The following is a 20,401-nucleotide window of genomic DNA, read 5'->3' on the forward strand; positions in this document are numbered from 1 at the left end:
GAGGAGTGAATTAAAAAGCGTGCAGGACGTTTTCGCACGCTAAGGCCAGGGATAACAAAAAATGTTCATCTCGAGTTGTCGCCAGCAGTTCCATACCTACCGGTAAACCATTTTTCATCACGCCGCAGGGCAATGTCAGGGCCGGTAGCCCGCTAATGGCCGCCAGCTCGGGCGCAATGCCCGGAGGCATTTTCTCCAGATTTATCGGATGACGGCTAACGGTGGGGTAGAGCAATACATCGATACGCTCTTGTTCAGCCGCATGGCGTATTGCCTGATACAAGCGCCGCTGAAAGTGGCGACCGCTTAGCCACTGTGGCGTTTTCAGGCTGTTCACCTCCAGCATCTGTTCCAGCAAAGGGGAGAATTCAGCCAGGTATTCGCCTGAGGAGACCAGGGATTGCAGACTGGAGGGCCCGTTTTGCTGAAGCGCGAGCCAGCCATTGATGGCGACCTGAAACTCACTGAGGCTCAGGCATTTCTGCAATTTTACGTCTGCCAGAATGGGCAGTTCTATGTCAATCAGTGTAGCGCCCGCACCCCGGAGTTTGTCCAGCGCATGATGCCAGACCCTTCGTTGCGCACTCTCTTCGCCTTCCAGAGCATGAATCACGCCGAAACGAACGGAGTTCAGTTGAAGGCGTTCAGGCTCAATCGGTTTCTTGCCGTGCATAATGGCATGTAAAAGTGCGGCATCTCGCACGCAATGCGCCATCGGACCGACAGTATCCTTACTGAGGGAGAGCGGGGCCACGCCATCCAGCATATCTCGCCGATACGCCGGGCGTAACCCCACCAGACCGGTATAACTGCAGGGGATGCGAATTGATCCGCCTGTATCCGTACCCAGCGCAGCGTCAGCCATACCCGTTGCGACAGCCGCAGCACTCCCGCCGCTCGATCCTCCTGCTGTTAACGCCGGTTGTAGAGGGTTACGCACATCCCCACCCAGTGAACTGCGAGAACGAACATCAAAAGCAAACTCAGACATGTTCGCTCTGGCGAGAATGATGGCGCCAGCTTCACGCAGACGCTGAATAACCCGCGCATCGGAGACGGCTCTTAACGCTGTTAATCCCTTGCAGCCCAGGGTTATCGGCCATGAGGCGCAGGCAATATTATCCTTAACAATCAAGGGGACACCGTGGAGGGGGCCGATCGGCGAGCCTGCGCGTCGAAGCTGATAACATTGTTCAGCTATTGCCATTGCATCGGGATTGACGCCAAGAATGGCATTGAGGTGTTGATGATTGGCAATCACCTGAAGTCGCTGGGCTATTTCTTCACGGCTGTCGGGAGGAGGAATAAGTCGCATTGCACGCATAGAGGCATTCCTGTGAAGAGAAGGAGGCAGGCCTTTCAGCCTGCCTGCGAGAAGGCTTAATCTCTGATACCTGCCGTAATGGCATCGATGTCCTGTGGGCGCAGACGGATCTCTGCTGCCCGGCGGTGTCCCTGCATGCCTTCGGTGCGACTTTGGCGAATAGCCGGTTCTGCAATCGCCGGGATCCCTTCTGCATCGATCCATTGATGGGTACAGACTTTGACATAGGCTCCGACCCACAGTCCGCCTGTATAGCGTGCTGCAGCCATGGTTGGCAGAGTGTGATTGGTGCCGCAACATTTATCCGAGAACACTACGCTGGCATTCTGACCGATAAACAGTGAACCGTAATTGCGGATCTTCGCCGCCGTGGCATGCGGGTCACGGGTATGAACCTGCAAATGTTCGGTAGCGATATAGTCAGCAAAGTCAATCAGTTGTTCTTCCGTGTCACAGACCACGATTTCCCCCTGACGACGCCATGCTTCTCCCGCGGTTGCCGCCGTCGGCAGATTACCCAACTGACGCTCAATCTCTGCGAGGGTACGGACAGCAATATCCTGACAGGTGGTCGCCAAACCGACGCGGGTATGGATATCATGCTCCGCCTGTGCCAGCAGATCGGCGGCCAGAATACGTGGGTCGGCGCTCTCGTCCGCGATGGTGAAAATCTCACTCGGCCCGGCCAGGGCGTCGATACCGACTTTGCCAAAGACCTGGCGCTTTGCCTCATTCACCCAGGCGTTACCTGGGCCGACGATTTTATCCACCGCCGGAACACTCTCCGTCCCCCAGGCCATGGCAGCGATCGCCTGTGCGCCGCCGACTTTGAAAATGCGATGCGCCCCTGCCAGGTGGCAAACCGCGATCATGGCCGGGTGAGCGCCCGGTGGCAGACAGGCAATGATCTGCTCACAGCCTGCCACGGTAGCCGGAACGATCGACATCACGGGTGCGGAAAGGATAGGGTAGCGCCCGCCTGGTACGTAGCAGCCCACGGTCTGTATCGGAAGAATGCGGTGACCAAGGTGCACGCCCGGAAGCGTTTCCACTTCCAGCGGCTGCATGGTGGCTAACTGGGCCTCGGCGAAGCGGCGAACCTGCGCAATGGCAAACTCGCTGTCGCGACGAGTCTGCGGATCTAGTGCGGCCAGCGCCTGTTCAATCTCCTCGGCGGAGACTTCAAACTGTTCCGGTACCACTTTATCAAACTGCGCTGAATAGTCCCGCAGCGCCGTGTCACCCTCCTGCTTAACGCGGGCAATAATGGCGCCAACGGTCTCGGTCACTGAACGTTCAGCGTTTGCATCCTGGCCCTGTGGGTGCTTGGTCCAACGCACCTGATTCACGATAGTTGCAGCAGACATTATTCGTTCTCCATCTGACCAAGTTTGATTTGTGCCAGCAGCGCCAGGTGATCGTAAACCACCCACTCGTCGACAATTTTACCGTTCACAATGTGGTAATGGGACATTCCCATAACGAACAAACGCTCCCCGGTCGGCTTGCCCAGCTCGCCATAGCCCAGGTGATGACCTTCCATTATCCAGCGGATCGCCACCTTGACGCCTCCCTCATCACAAGGGTTAGAGCAGATATGTTGCGGCAGCCATGCACCATCCGGGATCATACCAATCAGCGCCAGCGTCTGATGTGTCACCGACGCCACACCATACAACTCTTTCATCAGTGGACCGTGGTACTGCACGTTAGGGGCGTACACCTCTTTAATTTTTCCGAGCATCCGACGGTTATAGATTTCGTGCATCCAGCGCAAACACTGCTCTTCGGTGTCGGTATGGGCGAGGGAAACATCGCAGGAGATCTCTGGCGGATACTGGCCTAACATGCGGCCATTTTCACCGATATCGGTGACCCGAAAACCCTTATCAAATTGCTCTTTCGCCATGTTCCAGGCGATCTCATGGGTGTTCAGCCCCAACTGTTTCATCATCGACATGTTGTCACTGACGACCCACTCACGATAAATCTTGTTCTCGTGGATCATGCAATCTGCAACGGTTCGGGTGACAAAGGTGCGATTGGTGGGCTGACCAAGATGGCTGAACTGCGTATGGCGTCCGGTCCCGGTCACTAAATGCGAGGTATAGAAGCCGTCGACGTCATTGCCGTTCCAGATGACCTGGGTCGCCATGCCACGCCGCTCAGGGAATGCCACCAGACGTTTCAGCGTGTCCTGTACCACTTCTTCACGGGTATACAGCGTGCCCAGCGCGTTATACAACACGCAGTTGTGGGTGTAGTGGGTATAAATTAAGCCGACGTCGCGTTCATCCCATATTTTGTGGGTGCAGCGAACGATATAGTCGACGATATCCGTATAACACTCATCAAAGCCGCGTAATGATTGCGCCCGCGGGCGTTTTTCCGGCACTAAATCGATAAAGTCACGGCGTTCAACCTGTAATACCGATTCGTCACGCTGAATTTTATTACTGCTTTTCTCGGGTACTGCTGGAGCTTTATTGGTTGCTTCAGTTGAAGACATACGACCTCCTGCATGGATGTTCAGTTAGATTCAGACAATACGATCCCGCATTCATCAATAATGAATGTGAGGCAAACGCCGCAATATTTATTGCGGCTGATAATGAGGCTGTGTTTAATTAATGGTTATTGATTGACTATTTGCGTCCAGATAGCTAATTCATCAATTCCTAAATATTCACGAATAATGAATCCATCGCGTAATTCAAGCTGACTGATGCCGGTAATGGAAATCGGTTTGCGGGTTGGTGCACCAAATTTTCCGAATCCATCATGCCAGGTTAATAATGACCAACGCAGGGAAATACGCACCGGTTCATTGGCATCTCTGCGCACAATCAGATGGTGCAGCTGGGTATCGCTGTCGGCAAACGAAGCGCGATAGCCTGCCAGCAGGGCACTGATTTCCGCTTCGCCGGTGCCTACGCAGTGGCCCGGTGCAAACAGCGTCGCCGCCGGATGATACAGCCCAGGCACCGTGCCGCTATTGCCCCCGGCCCACATGGTCAGGTAGCGCTCGATAACGCCCGCGATCGGACCTTCAACGTCATCACCTTCGGGTCCACCCGCCCAGCGGGCGTCAAGCACTTCCGCCGTCACATTTTCTAACCCCAACTGTTCCCTCGCATTGCAAAGGCTCTGAGCAAATTCGCGCATGTCCAGACCGAGCTGGGTGAGGATGGCCGCGCGGTCCTGCAACAGCCACTCCTGACGAACCGCGCCATCGGCACAGATGCGGTCTGCCCAGGTGCGTACCCATACACTTTTGCCCGTCGGTGCGCCGAAGAAACCTTCGCCCTGATGGCGTATCGAGGCCATCGTACGTTGGGAGGCGTAGTACTCCCCGCCGGGGGCTTCAGTGAAAAGAATGTCTTCTGTCAGCACAGTGCGCTGGGGAAAGCTGTACATCGCCTCCAGCGTGTGACGCATAAACTGTGACAGGTCGGTTAGTTGTTTTTCCGGGGTGATAAACACCACTGGCGTGCCGTAGAAATCGGCTAACTGACCGATATCTTTCTGCTCCCAGACGACGTGAGTCAGCGTCGTTATAAACTGCTGGATAGAGTTAAACTGGGGGCTGAAACCAGGCAATCTGCTCATTTAACCTCCTGAGGCTGAAACAGGGATATACCCTCTTTCTCAATGACGCCGTTGCGCGGGCGTCGGGTAGAATGGCGGACAACCAGAATGCCCGGAACCATGATTTGCTCCGGCTCGATGGTGTCGCTCTCAATTTGCTTCATCAGCAGCTCGACGGCGGCATCAACCATCTCCTGAACCGGCTGCGAAACGGACGTCAGCGCGTAGGAGGGCCAGCCGGACGGGCCGGTATCGTCATAACCAATCACCGACAACGCCTCGGGAATGTGCAGGCCGAATTCGTAGCGGGCGACGTCCATGACGGTGAGAGCCATGTGATCGTTGGCGACGAAAATGGCGTCGGGTACAGAGGCTGCCGAAAAAAGACTGTAGGCTGCGCGAATGGTCTGCTGGGTATCGTAGTCGCCGTAGACGACGCGGACGTCGTCGATACCGTGTTCATGCAGCGCCGCAAGGTACCCGCGCTGGCGAGCGATGTTAACCGAGGAGTCCGCCACACCGCCGATGTAGGCATAGCGTTGATGTTCCGCGGCAACGAAAAATTCAGCAATCTGGCGCGCTGCGGCCTCATTGTTGCTGTTCACGCTCGATGCCATCCCGCTTTCTTCGCTGCGGTTGAAAAGCACTACCGGGATGCCGGCCGCCAGGCACTCTTCCGAGAGATCCAGCGACAGTGATACCGACGCCAGTACAATGCCATCAACCCGGTACTGCATAATCTGATCGAAGATTCGGTCCACGTTGCCGTCTTTGTCGCCGACAAACAGCAGCAGGTGATAATTCAGGGTATCCAGTTTGCGTGCCAGCGTTTCGAGCACCTGCGGATAGAACTGGTTTTCGAAGTAGGACACCACCACGCCGATAATGCGCGACCGGGCAGTATTGAGAGAACGCGCGATCGCATTAGGGCGATAGCCAAGCTCCCGGGCAGCCTTAAGCACTTTTTCACGTGTCGCCGGAGAAATGCTTGCTCCGGGCGTGAAGCTTCGCGACACCGCGGACTGCGATACCCCTGCCAATTGCGCCACCTGCTGTGAAGTGACCGCTGCAAAACTTTTACGTTTCATTACCCGGTTCCTTATTTTGACGCTCTCCATCACCGTTTGCCTCAAGGGTTATACCCGGTCTGGCCCATCAGGGAGGGAGAGTGCTTTTTATACTTACACCATCTTTGCATGCGTATGCAACAGGGAAAGTTAAATTTCTAACAATGATAACTGCGTCACTTTACAAAATTGAAACCTTTTCGTAACTTTGATTCTTGAATACGTATTCATAGAAATATTCATGCCGTCAACGATACCGGGCAAAGGGAGAAACAACCAGAGGGATAGAGCCGGTAAATGCCGTACTTGACTGGTTTTAAACCATTTATTCTCAGAGGTTACAACCATGTTTCGAGCACTGTTGCGCCGACCTGAAGCCCGGCTCTTTTTCGTTATCAGTATTCTCTTTTTTATCTGTATCCACAGCATTGACGCCTTTCTCGCGCCGATGATGCTGGAGCAGGGCATTGAACCACAGGTGATGGGCATCATCATGGGGGCAAGCGGTCTGGCGACCCTGCTGATTCGCTTCCCGCTGGGGATCATCTCCGACGTGGCAAAGAGCCGGAAAATATTCATTCAAATCAGTCTGATGTTGCCGATTTTTACCTGGCCTTTGGCGTGGCTTGAGCCTAACGCGGTCACGCTGTATCTGGCGAAAGCGGCGGACGGCGTCACCGCTGCAACATGGGTGTTATATAACATCCTGTTTATTCGCTACTTTGATCGGGAAGAAGCCCCCGCAGCCGTGGCGCTGCTGGCGCTGGCAGGGCCTGTTGGGGTGTTTATCGGTAACTGTATCGGCGGCTTATTGATTCACTATTTTGATAACAACATCGCCTTTTTGCTCTCCTGCTTTGCCGGATTGTTGGCGCTGCTGTTAACCACCCGCATCAACGATGTACATGATCCGATACAGGCCCCCACGTTGCAGGCCTGCATCACCAGCGCCAGAAAACAGCTCAGCGATCGTTCCGTGTGGCTGATCGGGCTATTGGCAACCCTTGTTATCCTGGTCCCATTCGCCACCCGCGATACTCTGACCCCGATCTACGCCGAAACGTTGGGTGCCCGGGCGGGGATTCTGTCACTGCTGAGTAATATCCATCTGATTTTCTACGCGCTTGCCATTGCGCTGTGCAGTACCGTTTTCTATCGCCATTTTGGCGTAATGAAAACGGCCATCGCCGGGATTGTGTTACAGATATTCTCAACGCTGGGTATCCCGTTTACCGACAATATGTACCTCATCTATGTCCTGCAGGCGTTGGCTGGTTTCTCTTTCGGCATGGCTTTTGCCGCTTTTATGTCACTCAGCGTGGTCAATACGACCCCCGATGAACAATCCACCCGAATGGGGCTTTTCCAGACTATTTATTCGCTGGGCATGTTTATTGGACCGGTGATAATGGGCGTAATGCTGCAACATATTAATATGACCTCTGGGTATATTTTTATTGCCGTGCTGTCGATGATTGCCGTCGTTATGACACCGCTTTCCGTGCGGTGGGTGAATAATCGCCAAGTAAAGGCTGTCTCAGATTTATCCGCGAAAGGGGAATTTGCTCCCGCCAGCGACAGGTAATTAATTTACTGCATTCTTCCCTCCTGTATTCGCGGGAAGAACGCTCACATCTATTGATTAACAGGAGTACGTTATGGCCATTTTCTTAAAAACCAGTAAACCGGTGCAGGAACGTCAGGAAGCACAACGACAAATAAGAGAAACCGTAGAGTCGATTCTGCTGGATATTGAACGTCGCGGGAATAAAGCGATCCGTGAATTATCGATTAAGTTCGATAATTACGACCGTCCGGATTATCGCTTAAGTGCAGCCGAAATTAATCACTGCATACAGCAGCTGAGCCGTCAGGATATTGCGGATATTGAATTTGCGCAGGAACAGGTAGTTAACTTTGCTCGTCAGCAAAGAGCTTGCCTGCTGGATCTGGAGGTCGAAACCCGCCCTGGTGTCATTCTGGGTCATAAAAATATTCCGATTAACGCTGTCGGTTGCTACGTGCCTGGGGGCAAATATCCGTTACTCGCCTCGGCACACATGTCGATCATCACCGCCAACGTCGCGGGCTGCTCAAGGATCATCAGCTGTGCCCCTCCGTTTAAGGGACAGCCAGCGCCAGCCATTGTCGCCGCGCAGAAGATGGCGGGTGCTACTGAGATTTATGCCCTTGGCGGCATTCAGGCCATCGGCGCTATGGCGCTTGGCACCGACACGCTGGCCCCGGTGGATATGCTGGTCGGGCCTGGTAACGCTTACGTGGCCGAAGCTAAACGTCAGTTGTTTGGTCGTGTCGGCATCGATCTGTTCGCCGGTCCGACGGAAACGCTGGTGATCGCCGATGAAAGCGTGGACGCCGAAATCTGTGCCACGGACCTGCTGGGCCAGGCGGAGCACGGCGTCACGACTCCCGCCGTATTGCTGACCAATTCGGAAATGCTCGCCAGAGCAACGATGGCCGAAGTCGAGCGACTGTTGCTCAAGCTGCCAACGGCCGACATCGCCCGTCGCGCCTGGGAAGACTATGGTGAGGTGATCGTTTGCGAGAGCTATGAAGAGATGCTCAAAGAGGCCGACCGCATCGCCTCCGAACACGTGCAGGTGATGACCGACCGCGACGACTGGTTCATGGCCAATATGACCAATTACGGTGCGCTTTTCCTGGGCCCCCGTACCAACGTGGCTTATGGCGATAAGGTTATTGGCACCAATCATACGCTGCCGACGCAGAAAGCTGCGCGCTATACCGGTGGCCTGTGGGTCGGCAAATTTATGAAAACCTGCACCTGGCAAAAGGTGCTGAGCGATGAAGCTACGGCAGAAATCGGCAGCTACTGCTCACGTCTTTCTTTACTGGAAGGTTTTGCCGGACACGCTGAGCAGGCCAACATCCGTGTGCGTCGCTACGGCCAGACGGACGTGCCCTATGCCACGCCAGCCCCGGTCAGAGAGAAGGTGTAATGATGACGCTTCCACACACGCCGTCATTCTCCCTGAAGAGCAGAAGAGCGCTGGTCACCGGCGGCTCGAAAGGGCTTGGCTTCGCCTGCGCGGTCGCGCTGGCGAACGCCGGGGCGGAGGTGTGGATCGCCGCCCGCAACCGTGAAGATTTATCGCGCGCAGTCGATCTTGCGGCAGGCGGCGGGCTGACGCTGCACCCGCTGGCGCTGGATATCACCGAATCACAGCAGGTGCAGGAGACATTAACTCTGCTTCCGGCAATGCATATTCTGGTGAACAGTGCCGGACTGGCACGTCATCAACCCTTTCTGGACGTCACCCCGGAGAATTTTGATGCGGTGATGGCACTCAACCTGCGGGCGACCTTTTTTGTCAGCCAGCAGGTGGCTCGTCGTATGCGTGAAGAGGGGATCGAAGGCTCCATTATTCATATTTCCTCTCAGATGGCTCACGTCGGCGGACCGCAGCGTAGTGTCTACTGCGCGTCAAAATTTGCCCTTGAAGGACTGACGCGCACCATGGCGCTTGAACTTGGTGAGGCAGGGATCCGGGTGAATACCCTCTGCCCGACCTTTATCGAAACCGAACTGTCTCGCCAGTCGCTGAGTGATCCGGACTTTCGTCGCTTTGTCATGAGCAACATAAAACTGCCACGGCTTGGGAGAGTTGAAGATGTCATGGGGCCGGTGGTGTTCCTCGCGTCTGACGCGGCAGGGATGATCACCGGCAGTGCACTGATGGTGGACGGAGGATGGACCGCGACATGACATCCTTTATCGAGAACAGCGAGGTGCCACTGGTGCTGATTGGCGGCACGCTCTGTAACGCCCGGCTCTGGCAGCCTTTGGTCGAACGACTGAACTTGTCGGCGATTATCTGTCTGACGCTTTCCGGTGCCGATTCCGCGCCAGATTCCTCCCGACGTTTGCTTGAGGTGCTGCCCCCGCGCTTTCTGCTCGCCGGTTTCTCATTAGGGGCCATCGTCGCGCTGCAAATGGCTGCAGATGCGCCTGAGCGCCTGGCCGGTCTGGCGCTGATGTCGGTCAACCCACTGGCAGACCGTCCGGAAAATGCCGATATTCGACGAGCCGGAGTAAGGGCAGCCCGCAAGCTCGGGCATGGGGCGTGGGTTTCTGACACGCTGTGGAAGAAATATGTGGCGCCGATCAGTTTCAACAATCAGACCCTGCACGACATTCTGTGCCAGATGGCGCAGGACACCGACCCCAGGACATTTTCCCATCAGACGGAGATCGCCATCAGCCGCCGGGACAATCGTGAAGCGCTAGGCTCGCTCGCCTGCCCGGTGCTCATTCTCAACGGCGAGCACGATCCTATTTGTACTGCTGACCATCACCGACTGGCCGCTGGATCTGCAGCTAATGCCATCTGGCATACCTTACCTTCTGCAGGGCACTTTTTTGTTCTGGAATCACCGGACAGCACCGCCGCTCTGCTTCGACAATGGATTATGGAGTCCCTGAAATGCGAGTAAATAACCTCAAACGCACGTTGGCGGAGAACCGCCCGGTCATCAACGGCTGGCTGGCCATTCCCTCCAGCTACAGTGCCGAAATTATGGGGCATCAGGGCTACGATGCCGTGACCGTTGATTTGCAGCACGGGATGATTGATTTCGCCAGTGCGCTGACAATGCTGCAGGCGATCTCCGCCACCTCTGCTGTGCCACTGGTGCGCGTCGCAGACAGTACGCCGGCACAGATTATGCGAGTGCTGGATGCTGGCGCATATGGGGTGATCTGCCCGATGATTTCCACGGCGGAGCAGACGCAACGCTTCGTTTCAGCCTGCCGCTATCCGCCGGAAGGCGTTCGCTCCTTCGGCCCGGCGCGAGGCCTGTTGTATGGCGGTGCCGATTACTCTCTCCACGCCAACCGCGAAATTCTGACCCTGGCCATGATAGAAACGCGGGAAGGACTGATTAACCTCGATGCGATCCTTGAGACTGAGGGACTGGACGGGGTGTTTATCGGACCGAACGATCTCTCTCTGACGCTGACAGGCACTGCCAGCGCGGAATCCACGCATCCGGAGATGTTGTCCGCGATAGAACGGGTCGTTAGTCGCTGTCGCGACAAGCGCAAAATTGCCGGTATTTTCTGCACCTCCGGTACAGCCGCCGCACAGCGGATTGCCGAAGGGTTCAACTTTGTGACTCCCGCGAACGACGTGATGCAGCTAGGTCGTGCATCGCGCGAAGCGATTGCGCTTGCCCGCGGTAACGCTATTCCCACTACCGGCGCGTCCGGTTACTAACAGGAGTTGATATGAAAGCCATCACCTTAACCTCTGCTCAGGCACGTAACCGCCTGGTCGCGCCGGAAAACATGGTGTCCTGCAACCTTGCCTTTATCGACTGCAAATTGCCAGGATCGCACCTCAAGCAGAACTACTCCTTTATTGGCCCCGGTGTGACGCAGTCGTCTGCGCAGGTGGTGAATATTCCTGAACCGCATGGTTTTAATATCGGTGCGGCGGCGATGCCGAAAGGGGTGACCAATAACCTGCACCTGCATTTCACCGCAGAGGTGTTTTTAATTCATGAGGGAAGCTGGCGTTTCCGTTGGGGGGCCAACGGCGAGCACGAAGCGGAATTCAGCGCTCCGGCGATCCTGAGCATTCCGACCTGGATTTTCCGTGGCTTTACCAACGTCAGCCAGGAAGACACCTGTGGCATGGTGTACACCGTGCTTGGAGGCAATAATACCGGGGGAATTATCTGGCATCCGTCAGTCCTCGAAACCGCCAGTGAATACGGAATGTATCTGAGCAAAGACAATATGCTCATCGATGTGAACGCAGGCGATACCCTGCCGGAGAGTTCGGCGCTGCTGACCCCGCTTGCCGCGGAAGAGATTGCCGCTTTGCGCGACTACTCGGTGGAAGAGATGCGCCAGCGCGCCGTGACAGGCGAGGAACGGCAATGGTCGTCCGAGGCTTTGCTGGATGCAGTGCTGCCGGGACACGGAGCAGACATTGCGCCGGTAATCGGCTTTGGCATTTCGCAGGATCGCCACAGCGTAGCGCCAATCGTCCAGCCGCACGGGTTCTCGGTGGAGTGGCTGCGCCTGCAGGCTGAGCATCAGATAGGCCGCCATCTGTGTCCGGATATTCAGGTGCTGATGGTCTTTAAAGGTACGCTGGAAGTTACCTGGAATCAGGAGGGGGAAGAGGTGAGCATCATCGCCCCAGAACGCTCAGTAGTGTCGATTCCCGCCAACAGCTGGCGTCGTTATCGGGCTGTGGAAAGTGGCGTGGAATGTATTCTCACCACCCAAGGCGATCATCGCAAACGTCTGTACTGGGATGAGACAATTTTACAACAGGCTAAAGAGGCTAATCGCGGCCTCGATCCCGATGGTTATATCAGTAAGCTTGATATCCTGCCGGTTACAGCCCGTCGGGCGGGTAGCAGGTTAGAGGCGCTGGTCGAAGAAAATTGAGTTATACAGCACAGGGCTGGGGTGAGACCCCCGTCCTGTACCGCCTGCCGATTGTGAAAGGCGACCATTTCTGTCGTCATCCTGGTGGGAGTATAAGTGGCAACTTCCGCACCTCGCTCTCAGCAGACGTAAAGCCATCCAGTCTGTCCGCACAGAGCCAAAAGCGCAAGCTGCTGACCCTTTTCAAAAAATGCAGCCGTTCGGAGATTTTCCCCTTAGCTGCACGAACAAAACTATCATCATTGATTTCGCTTTACCTCGTATTGCAGGCACATCACGCCCGACGGGAAAACGTGACTCTTCACCAGCGTGAGTGAAGTTCTGTCTTTTATGTTTTTGAACAAAGGAATGCCTTGCCCAAGCAGAACAGGGTTGACGAATAGCCAATACTCATCAATGAGGTTTTCCGCCATTAGCGCATGAGTCGCTGTGGGGCTGCCAAATACTAAGATTTCACTACCCGCACTGTGCTTGAGCTTGCTGATTTCGTCGCTTAAATGGCTGCTGATAATTTGCGTGTTAGGGTGATTTTTTTCCGACAGGGTTGTCGACAACACCACTTTGTGGGCAGTTTTATACCAACGCGAATGCGCGTGGTCATGCGGGCTGGCGTCAGGCTTATCGGCCGCAGTTGGCCAGTACGATTCCATCATCTGGAAGGTGGTGCGCCCATATAAGGCGGTGTCGGTTTGCTGAATCCGTTGCTCCACGTATTCAAACAAGTCGGGGCTTATGCTTATCCAGGCCAGACTCGCCGGGCCCTCAGCGGTAGAAGCGACAAAACCATCCAGCGACACATGAACAAACGACACTATTTTTCTCATGATTTTCTCTTCGATTAAGTTTTGATGACATAGCGCTGTGAGGCGCACCAGAGTTTGGGGCGTGCTCTTTGTAGGGTAGATGAATTGTGCCGTCGAGGTGTCAGGATCTCATTTTGATCCTGATATCGGCGTTCAAAAGGGGATTTTTTTAGATATCAAAACTGCCGTCTTGCCACCAGCCACGCGCCAATCACCAGCATAATCGCACCACAAACAGGCCCGACTAACGCCCGCCAGGGAATGCCTTGCTGACGAAGGATATCCATTGCCAGCCCGCCAATAAGCTGACTGGCAACAAGCACCGCAATGGTGGTCGCCGCGCCAACGTACTGATATCCGCTGATGCTCGCAAACACGAAGAAAGAGCCGAGCAAGCCGGGAATTAACGTCCACCATTTGACGCTGGAGGCCAGTTCCTGAAAGCCGCTCAGCCCGTGCTTAATCAGCAGAATCGATACGAACAGCACGATGCCGACCAGCGAATTGAGCAGCATCGCAATCAGGATGGTGGAGGCTGATTGAGTAATCTTCACCATCAGCGTGTTTTGCACGACCAGCCCAATACCTGCGGCAATCAGAAAGGTGAGCGTTAGCGACTGGTTCATGGCTTCGCGTCCGGCTCCTGGCGCTCATCAAGTTGCAATTGCATAAATGTCAGATCCAGCCAGCGACCAAATTTGGTGCCCACTTGCGGCATTTGCGCTGTGGTCACAAAGCCCAGCGAGGCGTGCAATTTAAGCGAGGCAGCGTTTTGCGATTCAATGCCTGCCACCATCACATGCTTACCAATCTGCTGAGCTTCGAGGATCAGCTGCGCCAGAAGGGCACGACCGAGACCTTTTCCCTGATGCTGAGGATGAACATAAACAGAATGCTCAACCGTATGGCGGAAACCATCGAACGCACGCCAGTCACCGAAGGAGGCATAACCGGTGACCACGCCGTTCTCCTCGCTGACCAGTACGGGATATCCGGCAATCTTACGCGCTTCAAACCAGGCGATTCGGTTATCCACATCAACAGTTTGATCGTTCCAGATAGCGGCGGTGTGCAGCACCGCATGGTTATAAATTTCGGCAATTGCCGCACAGTCTTCACTGCTGGCATAACGAAGGATCATGGTGGCCTCAGGTGTTCACTATAGTAGTACGATATAGATACTATAGTTCTGAGGGTGTTGACAAGACGATCCCTGCGAATCGGCTAAGCTTTTGTCCATGTCATTCCTACCGAGACAGCACATGGACATCATCCTTGCCCCAACGAACCTGGGTCTCCGGCCGTTACGTCCAGGGCACATTCCTGGTACCTGGCGCGCACCTGAAGTGCTGATGACCTGTGGTCTGGCGGAAAAATTGAATCCGACAGCCGTGATCAGTCTGCCCGTGCCTGCCTATTCGCCGGATGCCGAACCGGGTACCCGTCTCCGCAATGGACACGCCATCCGCGAGTATTGTTTAAAGATTGCGGATGAAGTGTCGCGGGCGCAAAGCAACACTACTTTTCCGCTGGTCATCGGCGGCGATTGTTCGATTCTGCTCGGTGCGTTGGCTGGCGCTCGCCGTGCGGGCCCTGTTTCCCTGATTCATATCGACGGTCACAGTGATTTTCGCCATCCGGGAAACTATGACCCCCAAACCCTTTTAGGCGCTGTTGCTGGCATGGATCTGGCGTTGGTCACCGGGCGTGGCGAAGCGCTACTTACAGAGTGGCCGGAAACAGAAGGGCCGCTCGTGCCTGAAACAGAAATTGTCCAGTTAGGGGAAAGGGAATCGCGAGACTCTGATTACGCATGGCCTGATATCGCGCAAACGGCCATCACCCGGATAGACGTTTTTGCGGCTAACGAAGCCGGGCCCGACAACATCCTGCAAACAATTCATGAGCGGTTAAACATTTCATCACAACGATTTTGGATTCATTTCGATGTGGATGTGCTTGATGAAAAAATCATGCCCGCCGTGGACTCACCCGGAAGCCCGGGCATTGACTCGGAGTGGCTTGAAATGATTTGTGCCAGACTGCTGCAAAACCCGCTTTGTTGTGGGATGACGGTCAGCGTTTACGACCCGGACCTTGATCCAGACTTTCGTTGTGCGAAGTTGATCGTCGCTTTGCTGGAAGCCCTGTTTCGTCGGCGATAAAACGGAGTGACTTAGGTAGCGGCAATCACTGCGTTATGCACTATAGTATTACGCCATGAATACTATTGAAGACACTCTCAACCAGCGCATCAGCGCTCGCATCCGTATTGAACGCGAATCTCGTGGCTGGTCGCTCAGCGAACTGGCCGAGCGGGCAGGTGTGTCGCGGGCAATGATCCATAAAATTGAACGCGGCGACAGCAGCCCGACAGCGACGATGCTGGGGCGACTTTCCGGTGCGTTTGGCATTAGCATGTCGACGCTAATCGCTCGCGCTGAGATGCAGGAAGGCAAACTTCTGCGCCTGGAAAATCAGCCTGTCTGGCGCGATCCGCAAAGCCATTATTTACGTCGCCATGTTTCCCCGCGCAGCGATTTACCGATTGATCTTGTTCAGGTCGAGCTTCCCCCCGGGAGTGATATTCCCATGCCTGCGTCTTCTTACGCGCTCGCGAGGCAGCTTATCTGGTTACAGGAGGGAAAATTGCTGTTTATCGAAGGTGACACTCGCCACGACATGCGTGCGGGAGATTGCCTTGAGCTTGGCCCACCGAACGACTGCCGTTTTATCAATGAAACCGAAGAACCCTGTGTCTATCTGGTGGTGCGTCTGAACCATTCTGGCTCGTAATGCCAATGCAGCTCGCCCGCACAGCTACTAGTCTCAGGGAACGCTTTCACAAAAGGAGTACACCATGACTGAATCTCAGGCACGCCATCGTCGTTGGGTGCTGGCTTCCCGTCCACACGGTGAGCCGGTGAAGGAAAATTTCCGCCTGGAAGAGGGGGAGATCCCGGTTCCCACGCAGGGCCAGCTTTTGCTGCGCACAGTTTATCTTTCGCTCGATCCCTACATGCGCGGCCGGATGAGCGATGCGCCATCTTACTCGCCGCCTGTCGAGATTGGCGCGGTAATGGTTGGCGGCACGGTCAGCCGCGTCGAAACCTCCCATCATCCGGATTTCAAGAAGGGCGATTGGGTGTTGGGCTATGACGGCTGGCAGAACTACGCCCTTTCCGACGGGTCCGGGCTGGTCAAACTAGGTGACAACCCAGAGCATCCTTCCTGGGCGCTTGGCATAGCCGGAATGCCGGGCTTCACCGCTTATATGGGGCTGCTGGATATTGGGCAGCCAAAAGCCGGTGAAACGCTGGTGGTCGCCGCAGCCACCGGGCCAGTCGGTGCCACCGTGGGGCAAATTGGCAAGATTAAAGGGTGTCACGTTGTGGGCGTGGCGGGCGGCAGCGAAAAATGCCGTTATGCCGTTGAAACGCTCGGTTTTGATGTTTGCCTTGATCACCATGCAGAAGACTTTGCTGAGCAACTGGCAAAAGCATGCCCGAAAGGCATCGATGTTTATTATGAGAACGTGGGTGGCAAAGTGTTTGATGCCGTACTGCCGTTGCTCAATACGTCGGCTCGTGTGCCGGTCTGTGGCCTGGTGAGCGGCTACAGTGCAACGGATTTACCCGCTGGACCAGACCGTTTACCGCTGTTGATGGGAACGTTGCTGAAGAAGCGCATTCGCATGCAGGGCTTCATTATCGGTCAGGACTACGGTCACCGAATTGAAGAGTTCCAAAAGGCAATGGGGCAGTGGCTTCGTGAAGGAACCATAAAGTATCGTGAACATATCACCGACGGGCTGGAACAAGCGCCTGATGCCTTTTTTGGCCTGCTGAAAGGCAAAAATTTCGGAAAAGTCGTTATTCGCGTTGCGGTGGATGAGTAAAAACGCCCTTGCGGCGTCACAGACGCCGCAAGTTTTCGTGCAAATTTTCCATAAGCGGCTTTAATTAATCGTGCAACAGTCAATTGGTATGATTTGTACGGCCTAATTAACAACCTAATAATGAATATTTATAGCCGATTGTTCCATGTTATTTCCAACACCACCCGCGATACAGGATATATCCTGCTACCGCGCAGAGTTGTTTGCTCTCAGGCCGTCACGAGAACAATGAAATTGGATACAGGAAATAGACATGCTGGATTTTGAAAAAGCACAGCGAATGAGCCTGACGACTCAGGTAGAAATCAATTTAAAAAGCGCATTAATTATTGGCGCACTCAAGCCAGGCGCGCGCCTGGTGACACGTGATCTTGCCGAACAATTGGGGACCAGCATTACGCCGGTGCGTGAGGCGCTGCTGCGTCTGGTTTCAGCAGGAGCCTTACACGCCACGCCTGCTCAGGCTTTTTTAGTGCCGGAGGTGTCGGAGCATCGGTATCATGAAATCAACCAAATCCGCAAAAAGCTCGAAGGCATGGCGGCGAGCGCGGCAGCCACGTTAATGACGGGGGAAAAGCTGGATTCGCTGCACACTTACGTCGAGGCGTTCCATGAAGCGAAAGCTCGGGGCGATATGGAGCAGGCGCTACAGGCGAACTGTCGCTTCCGTTTCCGCCTGTACGACTACGCTGAAATGCCGACCCTGACTGCGCTTATCGAACAATTGTGGGTGCGTATCGGGCCTTGTTTTAACTATTTGCATCCGCTTTCTTGCGAGGTCTTTAAACAGCATCGTTATTATGACGATCTGCTTGGCGCGCTGGCGAAAAAAGATGAAGCGGAAAGTTGTGCCGCAATTTGTAGGGCGATTGATCAAGGCGCCGCTATTTTGCAGCGCCAGTATATTAATTGATTTCGGTAATTAATAAGTCTTTAGCGTGCTTATTTTAGGCACGCTAAAATATTACTGGAACGAGTAAGCTACCGATAATCCCACACCGTAATTACGTCCCGGAGCCGGTTCGTAATAACGTCCATTGGATTCATTGACAATCACCGAGCCGACATATTCGCGATCGAAGAGATTATCGATGCGTCCGAACACGTCCATATTCCAGTTACCCACGCCAAATTTGTAGCCGGTGTTCAGGCCGACGACGGTCCAGGAAGGGGCTTTGGCGGTGTTTTCATCATTGGCCTGAATGTCACTCAGGTAGCGGATATCGCTGCCTGCATACCAGCCACGCTCGGGTTCATAGCCAAACGAGGCATAACCCATATTGCGCGCGATGCCCGGGATGCGGTTGCCATTGCAGTTGGTGTCGTCACAGACGTTGGTGCGGTAAGTCGCATCCAGCCACGTCCACGCGGCTTTCAGTTTCCAGCTTTCCCCGAACTGTTGATCGAGCGACAGTTCAGCTCCCTGACGGCGAGTTTTCCCGGCATTTTTATAGCTGGTACGTCCGCCGCTGCTGCTATCCACCACAATCTCGTTGTCAGTATCGGTCTGGAACAGTGCGGCAGTCAGCAGCCCGTTGCCGATACGCGTTTTGCTGCCGACTTCCACGGTTTCATTGGTTGAGGGCTGCAGGCCAAAGTTCAGGCCGCTTTGATCGTTCGGACGATAGGAAAGCTCGTTGATGGTCGGCGTCTCGAACCCACGTCCGGCAGAGACATACACATTCCAGGCATCGGTGACGGCATATTTCAGTGACGCTGCCGGCAGCCATTTGTGGTAACTGGCATCGCCGCTGTCATTGCCATTGCCCGGCGTGACGTAGAAGTCGTTCGAATCGAACCACACTGAACTGTAGCGAACCCCGGCATCAAGCGACAGTTTATTCGTCAGCTGCCACTGGGTTTGCAGATACGGGTCGAGGTTCCACATCAGATTACGTTCATTACGACGCAGAGCGCCTTGCTGACCGTACTCCGGCACGCCGTTATCCAGCACAAAGTTTTCATAACCTTTGCGCTTCTCGCTCATGTTTTCGTAGTCCAGCCCGGTTGTGAAGGTGACGGGGACCAGCAGCTCGCCGCGATGTGTCCAGCGCGTATCTATCCCCTGATAATGTCTGTCGAGATCGATAACGCCACCGGCATGCGACGGTTTGAGCTGAGGAGCCATCGGGATGGACTGATATTGCGTGGTCTGGCGTTCGCCCGCGTACATCATCACGCTGAGGTCGTCCTGCTCGCTGAGCTGACGTTCGTAATGCAAACCGGCCTGGGTTTGTTTGAGATCTTTGCGGGTATTGTACTGATCGCCACGCGGGGATTGCTGCGGGTTGGCGCGCCATTCGCTGTAGCTCAACCCACCGGGATCGTTAGCCTTAATATCCACGCTGTTGAACAGCAACGTGACTTTGCTGACGTCATTAATTCTTACGCCCAGTTTGGCGTTCGCCTGGTTTTTACGCGCGCCGCTGTGGTCGCGATAGCCGTGAGTGGAAAAACGGGAAGTCGATACGGTGTAATCCACATCTCCAGCCTGAGTGCCATCGCCGACAGCGCCGCTGGCTTTCAGGCCATAACGCCAGCTGCCATAGCTGCCGTAATAACTGCTGGCTTCAATGGTCGTCGGCTGCTGCCCGGTTTGGGTGGTGATGTTCATCACTCCGCCGGATGAGTTGCCATACAGGGCAGAGAAGGGGCCGCGCAGCACTTCAATGGTGTCCACGCTGCCGATATCAATGTTCGAGGTTTGCCCCTGGCCGTCTGGCATGGTGGCCGGGATGCCGTCGACATAAAGACGAATACCGCGCACGCCAAATGTGGAGCGAGAGCCAAATCCGCGAATCGACAACTGCAAATCCTGGGCGTAGTTCTGTCGGTTCTGTACCTGCAAACCCGGCACCGCGTTCAACGATTCTGAAAGGTTCACGCGCGGTGTGGCATGACGCATATCGTCGCCGTTTACCACGCTTACCGCCGCGGGAGTATCGAGCTCAGAGACGGTGGTTTGCGGTGTCGCGGAGACCACCATCGTCTGGTCGTCTGCCGCAAAGGCGTCTGGCAGTGGAAGAAGCGGCAACAACAATGCCGGAAGCGCAGCCCTGCGAACTATAATGATTTTCATGCAACTCTCGTGATAATGAACCAAATGGAACAACGGTGAATATGTTAATGCTTATGTAAATTATTTGAAAACCATAACGGCACGTTACGTTAAATATCGAACTAACAATGGCACATTTCTGACGAGGCGGGGAAATAATTGCTCCACATTGGTGATATTAATGATTACTATTCTCAACAATAAAATGCAGTGCCATG

At 54.8% G+C, this 20,401-nt stretch carries 19 protein-coding genes; 10 read left to right on the forward strand and 9 right to left on the reverse strand.

The window, feature by feature from the left end; genetic code table 11:
* Nucleotides 1–10: 10 nt before the first annotated feature.
* The 5 genes from ACI2I2_RS00970 to ACI2I2_RS00990 all read right to left on the reverse strand — a co-directional run bounded on the left by ACI2I2_RS00970 (nucleotide 11) and on the right by ACI2I2_RS00990 (nucleotide 6,000).
* Entirely contained in the window at nucleotides 11–1,324 is a 1,314-nt protein-coding gene (locus ACI2I2_RS00970; RefSeq protein ID WP_404656176.1) for an amidase, read from the reverse strand.
* A gap of 56 nt (nucleotides 1,325–1,380) precedes the next feature.
* Nucleotides 1,381–2,691: a histidinol dehydrogenase gene (gene hisD / locus ACI2I2_RS00975; protein WP_404656177.1), complete on the reverse strand. Its 1,311-nt coding sequence runs from the start codon at nucleotides 2,689–2,691 to the stop codon at nucleotides 1,381–1,383.
* The gene (locus ACI2I2_RS00980) at nucleotides 2,691–3,833 is read right to left on the reverse strand and encodes an ester cyclase (protein WP_404656178.1); all 1,143 of its coding nucleotides are present in this window, start codon (nucleotides 3,831–3,833) and stop codon (nucleotides 2,691–2,693) included. Before ACI2I2_RS00980 ends, hisD (ACI2I2_RS00975) begins: the two co-directional genes overlap by 1 nt.
* 125 nt (nucleotides 3,834–3,958) lie before the next feature.
* Nucleotides 3,959–4,933, reverse strand: coding sequence for a nuclear transport factor 2 family protein (locus tag ACI2I2_RS00985; protein ID WP_404656179.1), 975 nt, complete (start codon nucleotides 4,931–4,933; stop codon nucleotides 3,959–3,961).
* Nucleotides 4,930–6,000, reverse strand: coding sequence for a LacI family DNA-binding transcriptional regulator (locus tag ACI2I2_RS00990; protein ID WP_404656180.1), 1,071 nt, complete (start codon nucleotides 5,998–6,000; stop codon nucleotides 4,930–4,932). Before ACI2I2_RS00990 ends, ACI2I2_RS00985 begins: the two co-directional genes overlap by 4 nt.
* Before the next feature lie 325 nt (nucleotides 6,001–6,325).
* Here ACI2I2_RS00990 and ACI2I2_RS00995 point away from each other — a divergent pair, with 325 nt between their 5' ends.
* The 6 genes from ACI2I2_RS00995 (at nucleotide 6,326) to ACI2I2_RS01020 (ending at nucleotide 12,424) form a co-directional block, all read left to right on the forward strand.
* A complete protein-coding gene (locus ACI2I2_RS00995; RefSeq protein ID WP_404656181.1) occupies nucleotides 6,326–7,564 on the forward strand; it encodes an MFS transporter in 1,239 nt (412 codons plus the stop codon).
* Between the two features lie 73 nt (nucleotides 7,565–7,637).
* Nucleotides 7,638–8,960, forward strand: a complete 1,323-nt coding sequence (gene hisD, locus ACI2I2_RS01000) for a histidinol dehydrogenase (RefSeq protein WP_404656182.1) — start codon at nucleotides 7,638–7,640, stop codon at nucleotides 8,958–8,960.
* A complete protein-coding gene (locus tag ACI2I2_RS01005) occupies nucleotides 8,960–9,727 on the forward strand; it encodes an SDR family NAD(P)-dependent oxidoreductase (RefSeq protein WP_404656183.1) in 768 nt (255 codons plus the stop codon). The genes hisD (ACI2I2_RS01000) and ACI2I2_RS01005 overlap by 1 nt, the downstream gene beginning before the upstream one ends.
* On the forward strand, nucleotides 9,724–10,455 hold the full coding sequence (locus ACI2I2_RS01010; protein WP_404656184.1) for an alpha/beta fold hydrolase: 732 nt from the start codon (nucleotides 9,724–9,726) through the stop codon (nucleotides 10,453–10,455). Before ACI2I2_RS01005 ends, ACI2I2_RS01010 begins: the two co-directional genes overlap by 4 nt.
* Nucleotides 10,446–11,237, forward strand: coding sequence for an HpcH/HpaI aldolase/citrate lyase family protein (locus ACI2I2_RS01015; protein ID WP_404656185.1), 792 nt, complete (start codon nucleotides 10,446–10,448; stop codon nucleotides 11,235–11,237). The genes ACI2I2_RS01010 and ACI2I2_RS01015 overlap by 10 nt, the downstream gene beginning before the upstream one ends.
* 11 nt (nucleotides 11,238–11,248) lie before the next feature.
* Nucleotides 11,249–12,424, forward strand: coding sequence for a cupin (locus tag ACI2I2_RS01020; protein ID WP_404656186.1), 1,176 nt, complete (start codon nucleotides 11,249–11,251; stop codon nucleotides 12,422–12,424).
* A gap of 239 nt (nucleotides 12,425–12,663) precedes the next feature.
* On the opposite strand, the gene ACI2I2_RS01025 is transcribed toward ACI2I2_RS01020, so the two are convergent.
* The 3 genes from ACI2I2_RS01025 to mddA form a co-directional block, all read right to left on the reverse strand.
* Entirely contained in the window at nucleotides 12,664–13,248 is a 585-nt protein-coding gene (locus tag ACI2I2_RS01025) for a dihydrofolate reductase family protein (RefSeq protein ID WP_404656187.1), read from the reverse strand.
* Nucleotides 13,249–13,403: 155 nt separating this feature from the next.
* Nucleotides 13,404–13,853 carry a DMT family transporter gene (locus tag ACI2I2_RS01030; protein WP_404656188.1) on the reverse strand — a complete coding sequence of 150 codons (450 nt, stop codon included), beginning with the start codon at nucleotides 13,851–13,853 and terminating at the stop codon, nucleotides 13,404–13,406.
* Nucleotides 13,850–14,368: an L-methionine sulfoximine/L-methionine sulfone acetyltransferase gene (mddA, locus tag ACI2I2_RS01035; RefSeq protein WP_404656189.1), complete on the reverse strand. Its 519-nt coding sequence runs from the start codon at nucleotides 14,366–14,368 to the stop codon at nucleotides 13,850–13,852. The genes ACI2I2_RS01030 and mddA overlap by 4 nt, the downstream gene beginning before the upstream one ends.
* Nucleotides 14,369–14,489: 121 nt before the next feature.
* On the opposite strand from mddA, the gene ACI2I2_RS01040 reads away from it, so the two are divergent.
* The 4 genes from ACI2I2_RS01040 (at nucleotide 14,490) to ACI2I2_RS01055 (ending at nucleotide 18,038) form a co-directional block, all read left to right on the forward strand.
* Nucleotides 14,490–15,392, forward strand: coding sequence for an arginase family protein (locus ACI2I2_RS01040; RefSeq protein ID WP_404656190.1), 903 nt, complete (start codon nucleotides 14,490–14,492; stop codon nucleotides 15,390–15,392).
* A 55-nt stretch (nucleotides 15,393–15,447) separates the two neighbouring features.
* Entirely contained in the window at nucleotides 15,448–16,023 is a 576-nt protein-coding gene (locus tag ACI2I2_RS01045; RefSeq protein ID WP_404656191.1) for a helix-turn-helix domain-containing protein, read from the forward strand.
* A 64-nt stretch (nucleotides 16,024–16,087) separates the two neighbouring features.
* Entirely contained in the window at nucleotides 16,088–17,125 is a 1,038-nt protein-coding gene (locus tag ACI2I2_RS01050; protein WP_404656192.1) for an NADP-dependent oxidoreductase, read from the forward strand.
* A gap of 253 nt (nucleotides 17,126–17,378) precedes the next feature.
* On the forward strand, nucleotides 17,379–18,038 hold the full coding sequence (locus ACI2I2_RS01055) for a GntR family transcriptional regulator (RefSeq protein ID WP_404656193.1): 660 nt from the start codon (nucleotides 17,379–17,381) through the stop codon (nucleotides 18,036–18,038).
* A gap of 51 nt (nucleotides 18,039–18,089) precedes the next feature.
* Here the strand turns inward: ACI2I2_RS01055 and pqqU are convergent, their stop codons facing one another.
* On the reverse strand, nucleotides 18,090–20,204 hold the full coding sequence (gene pqqU, locus ACI2I2_RS01060) for a TonB-dependent receptor PqqU (RefSeq protein WP_404656194.1): 2,115 nt from the start codon (nucleotides 20,202–20,204) through the stop codon (nucleotides 18,090–18,092).
* Nucleotides 20,205–20,401 lie beyond the last annotated feature (197 nt).

This window comes from Scandinavium sp. NPDC088450 (assembly GCF_044900545.1).
In the GTDB taxonomy this organism is placed as follows: Bacteria; Pseudomonadota; Gammaproteobacteria; order Enterobacterales; family Enterobacteriaceae; genus Scandinavium.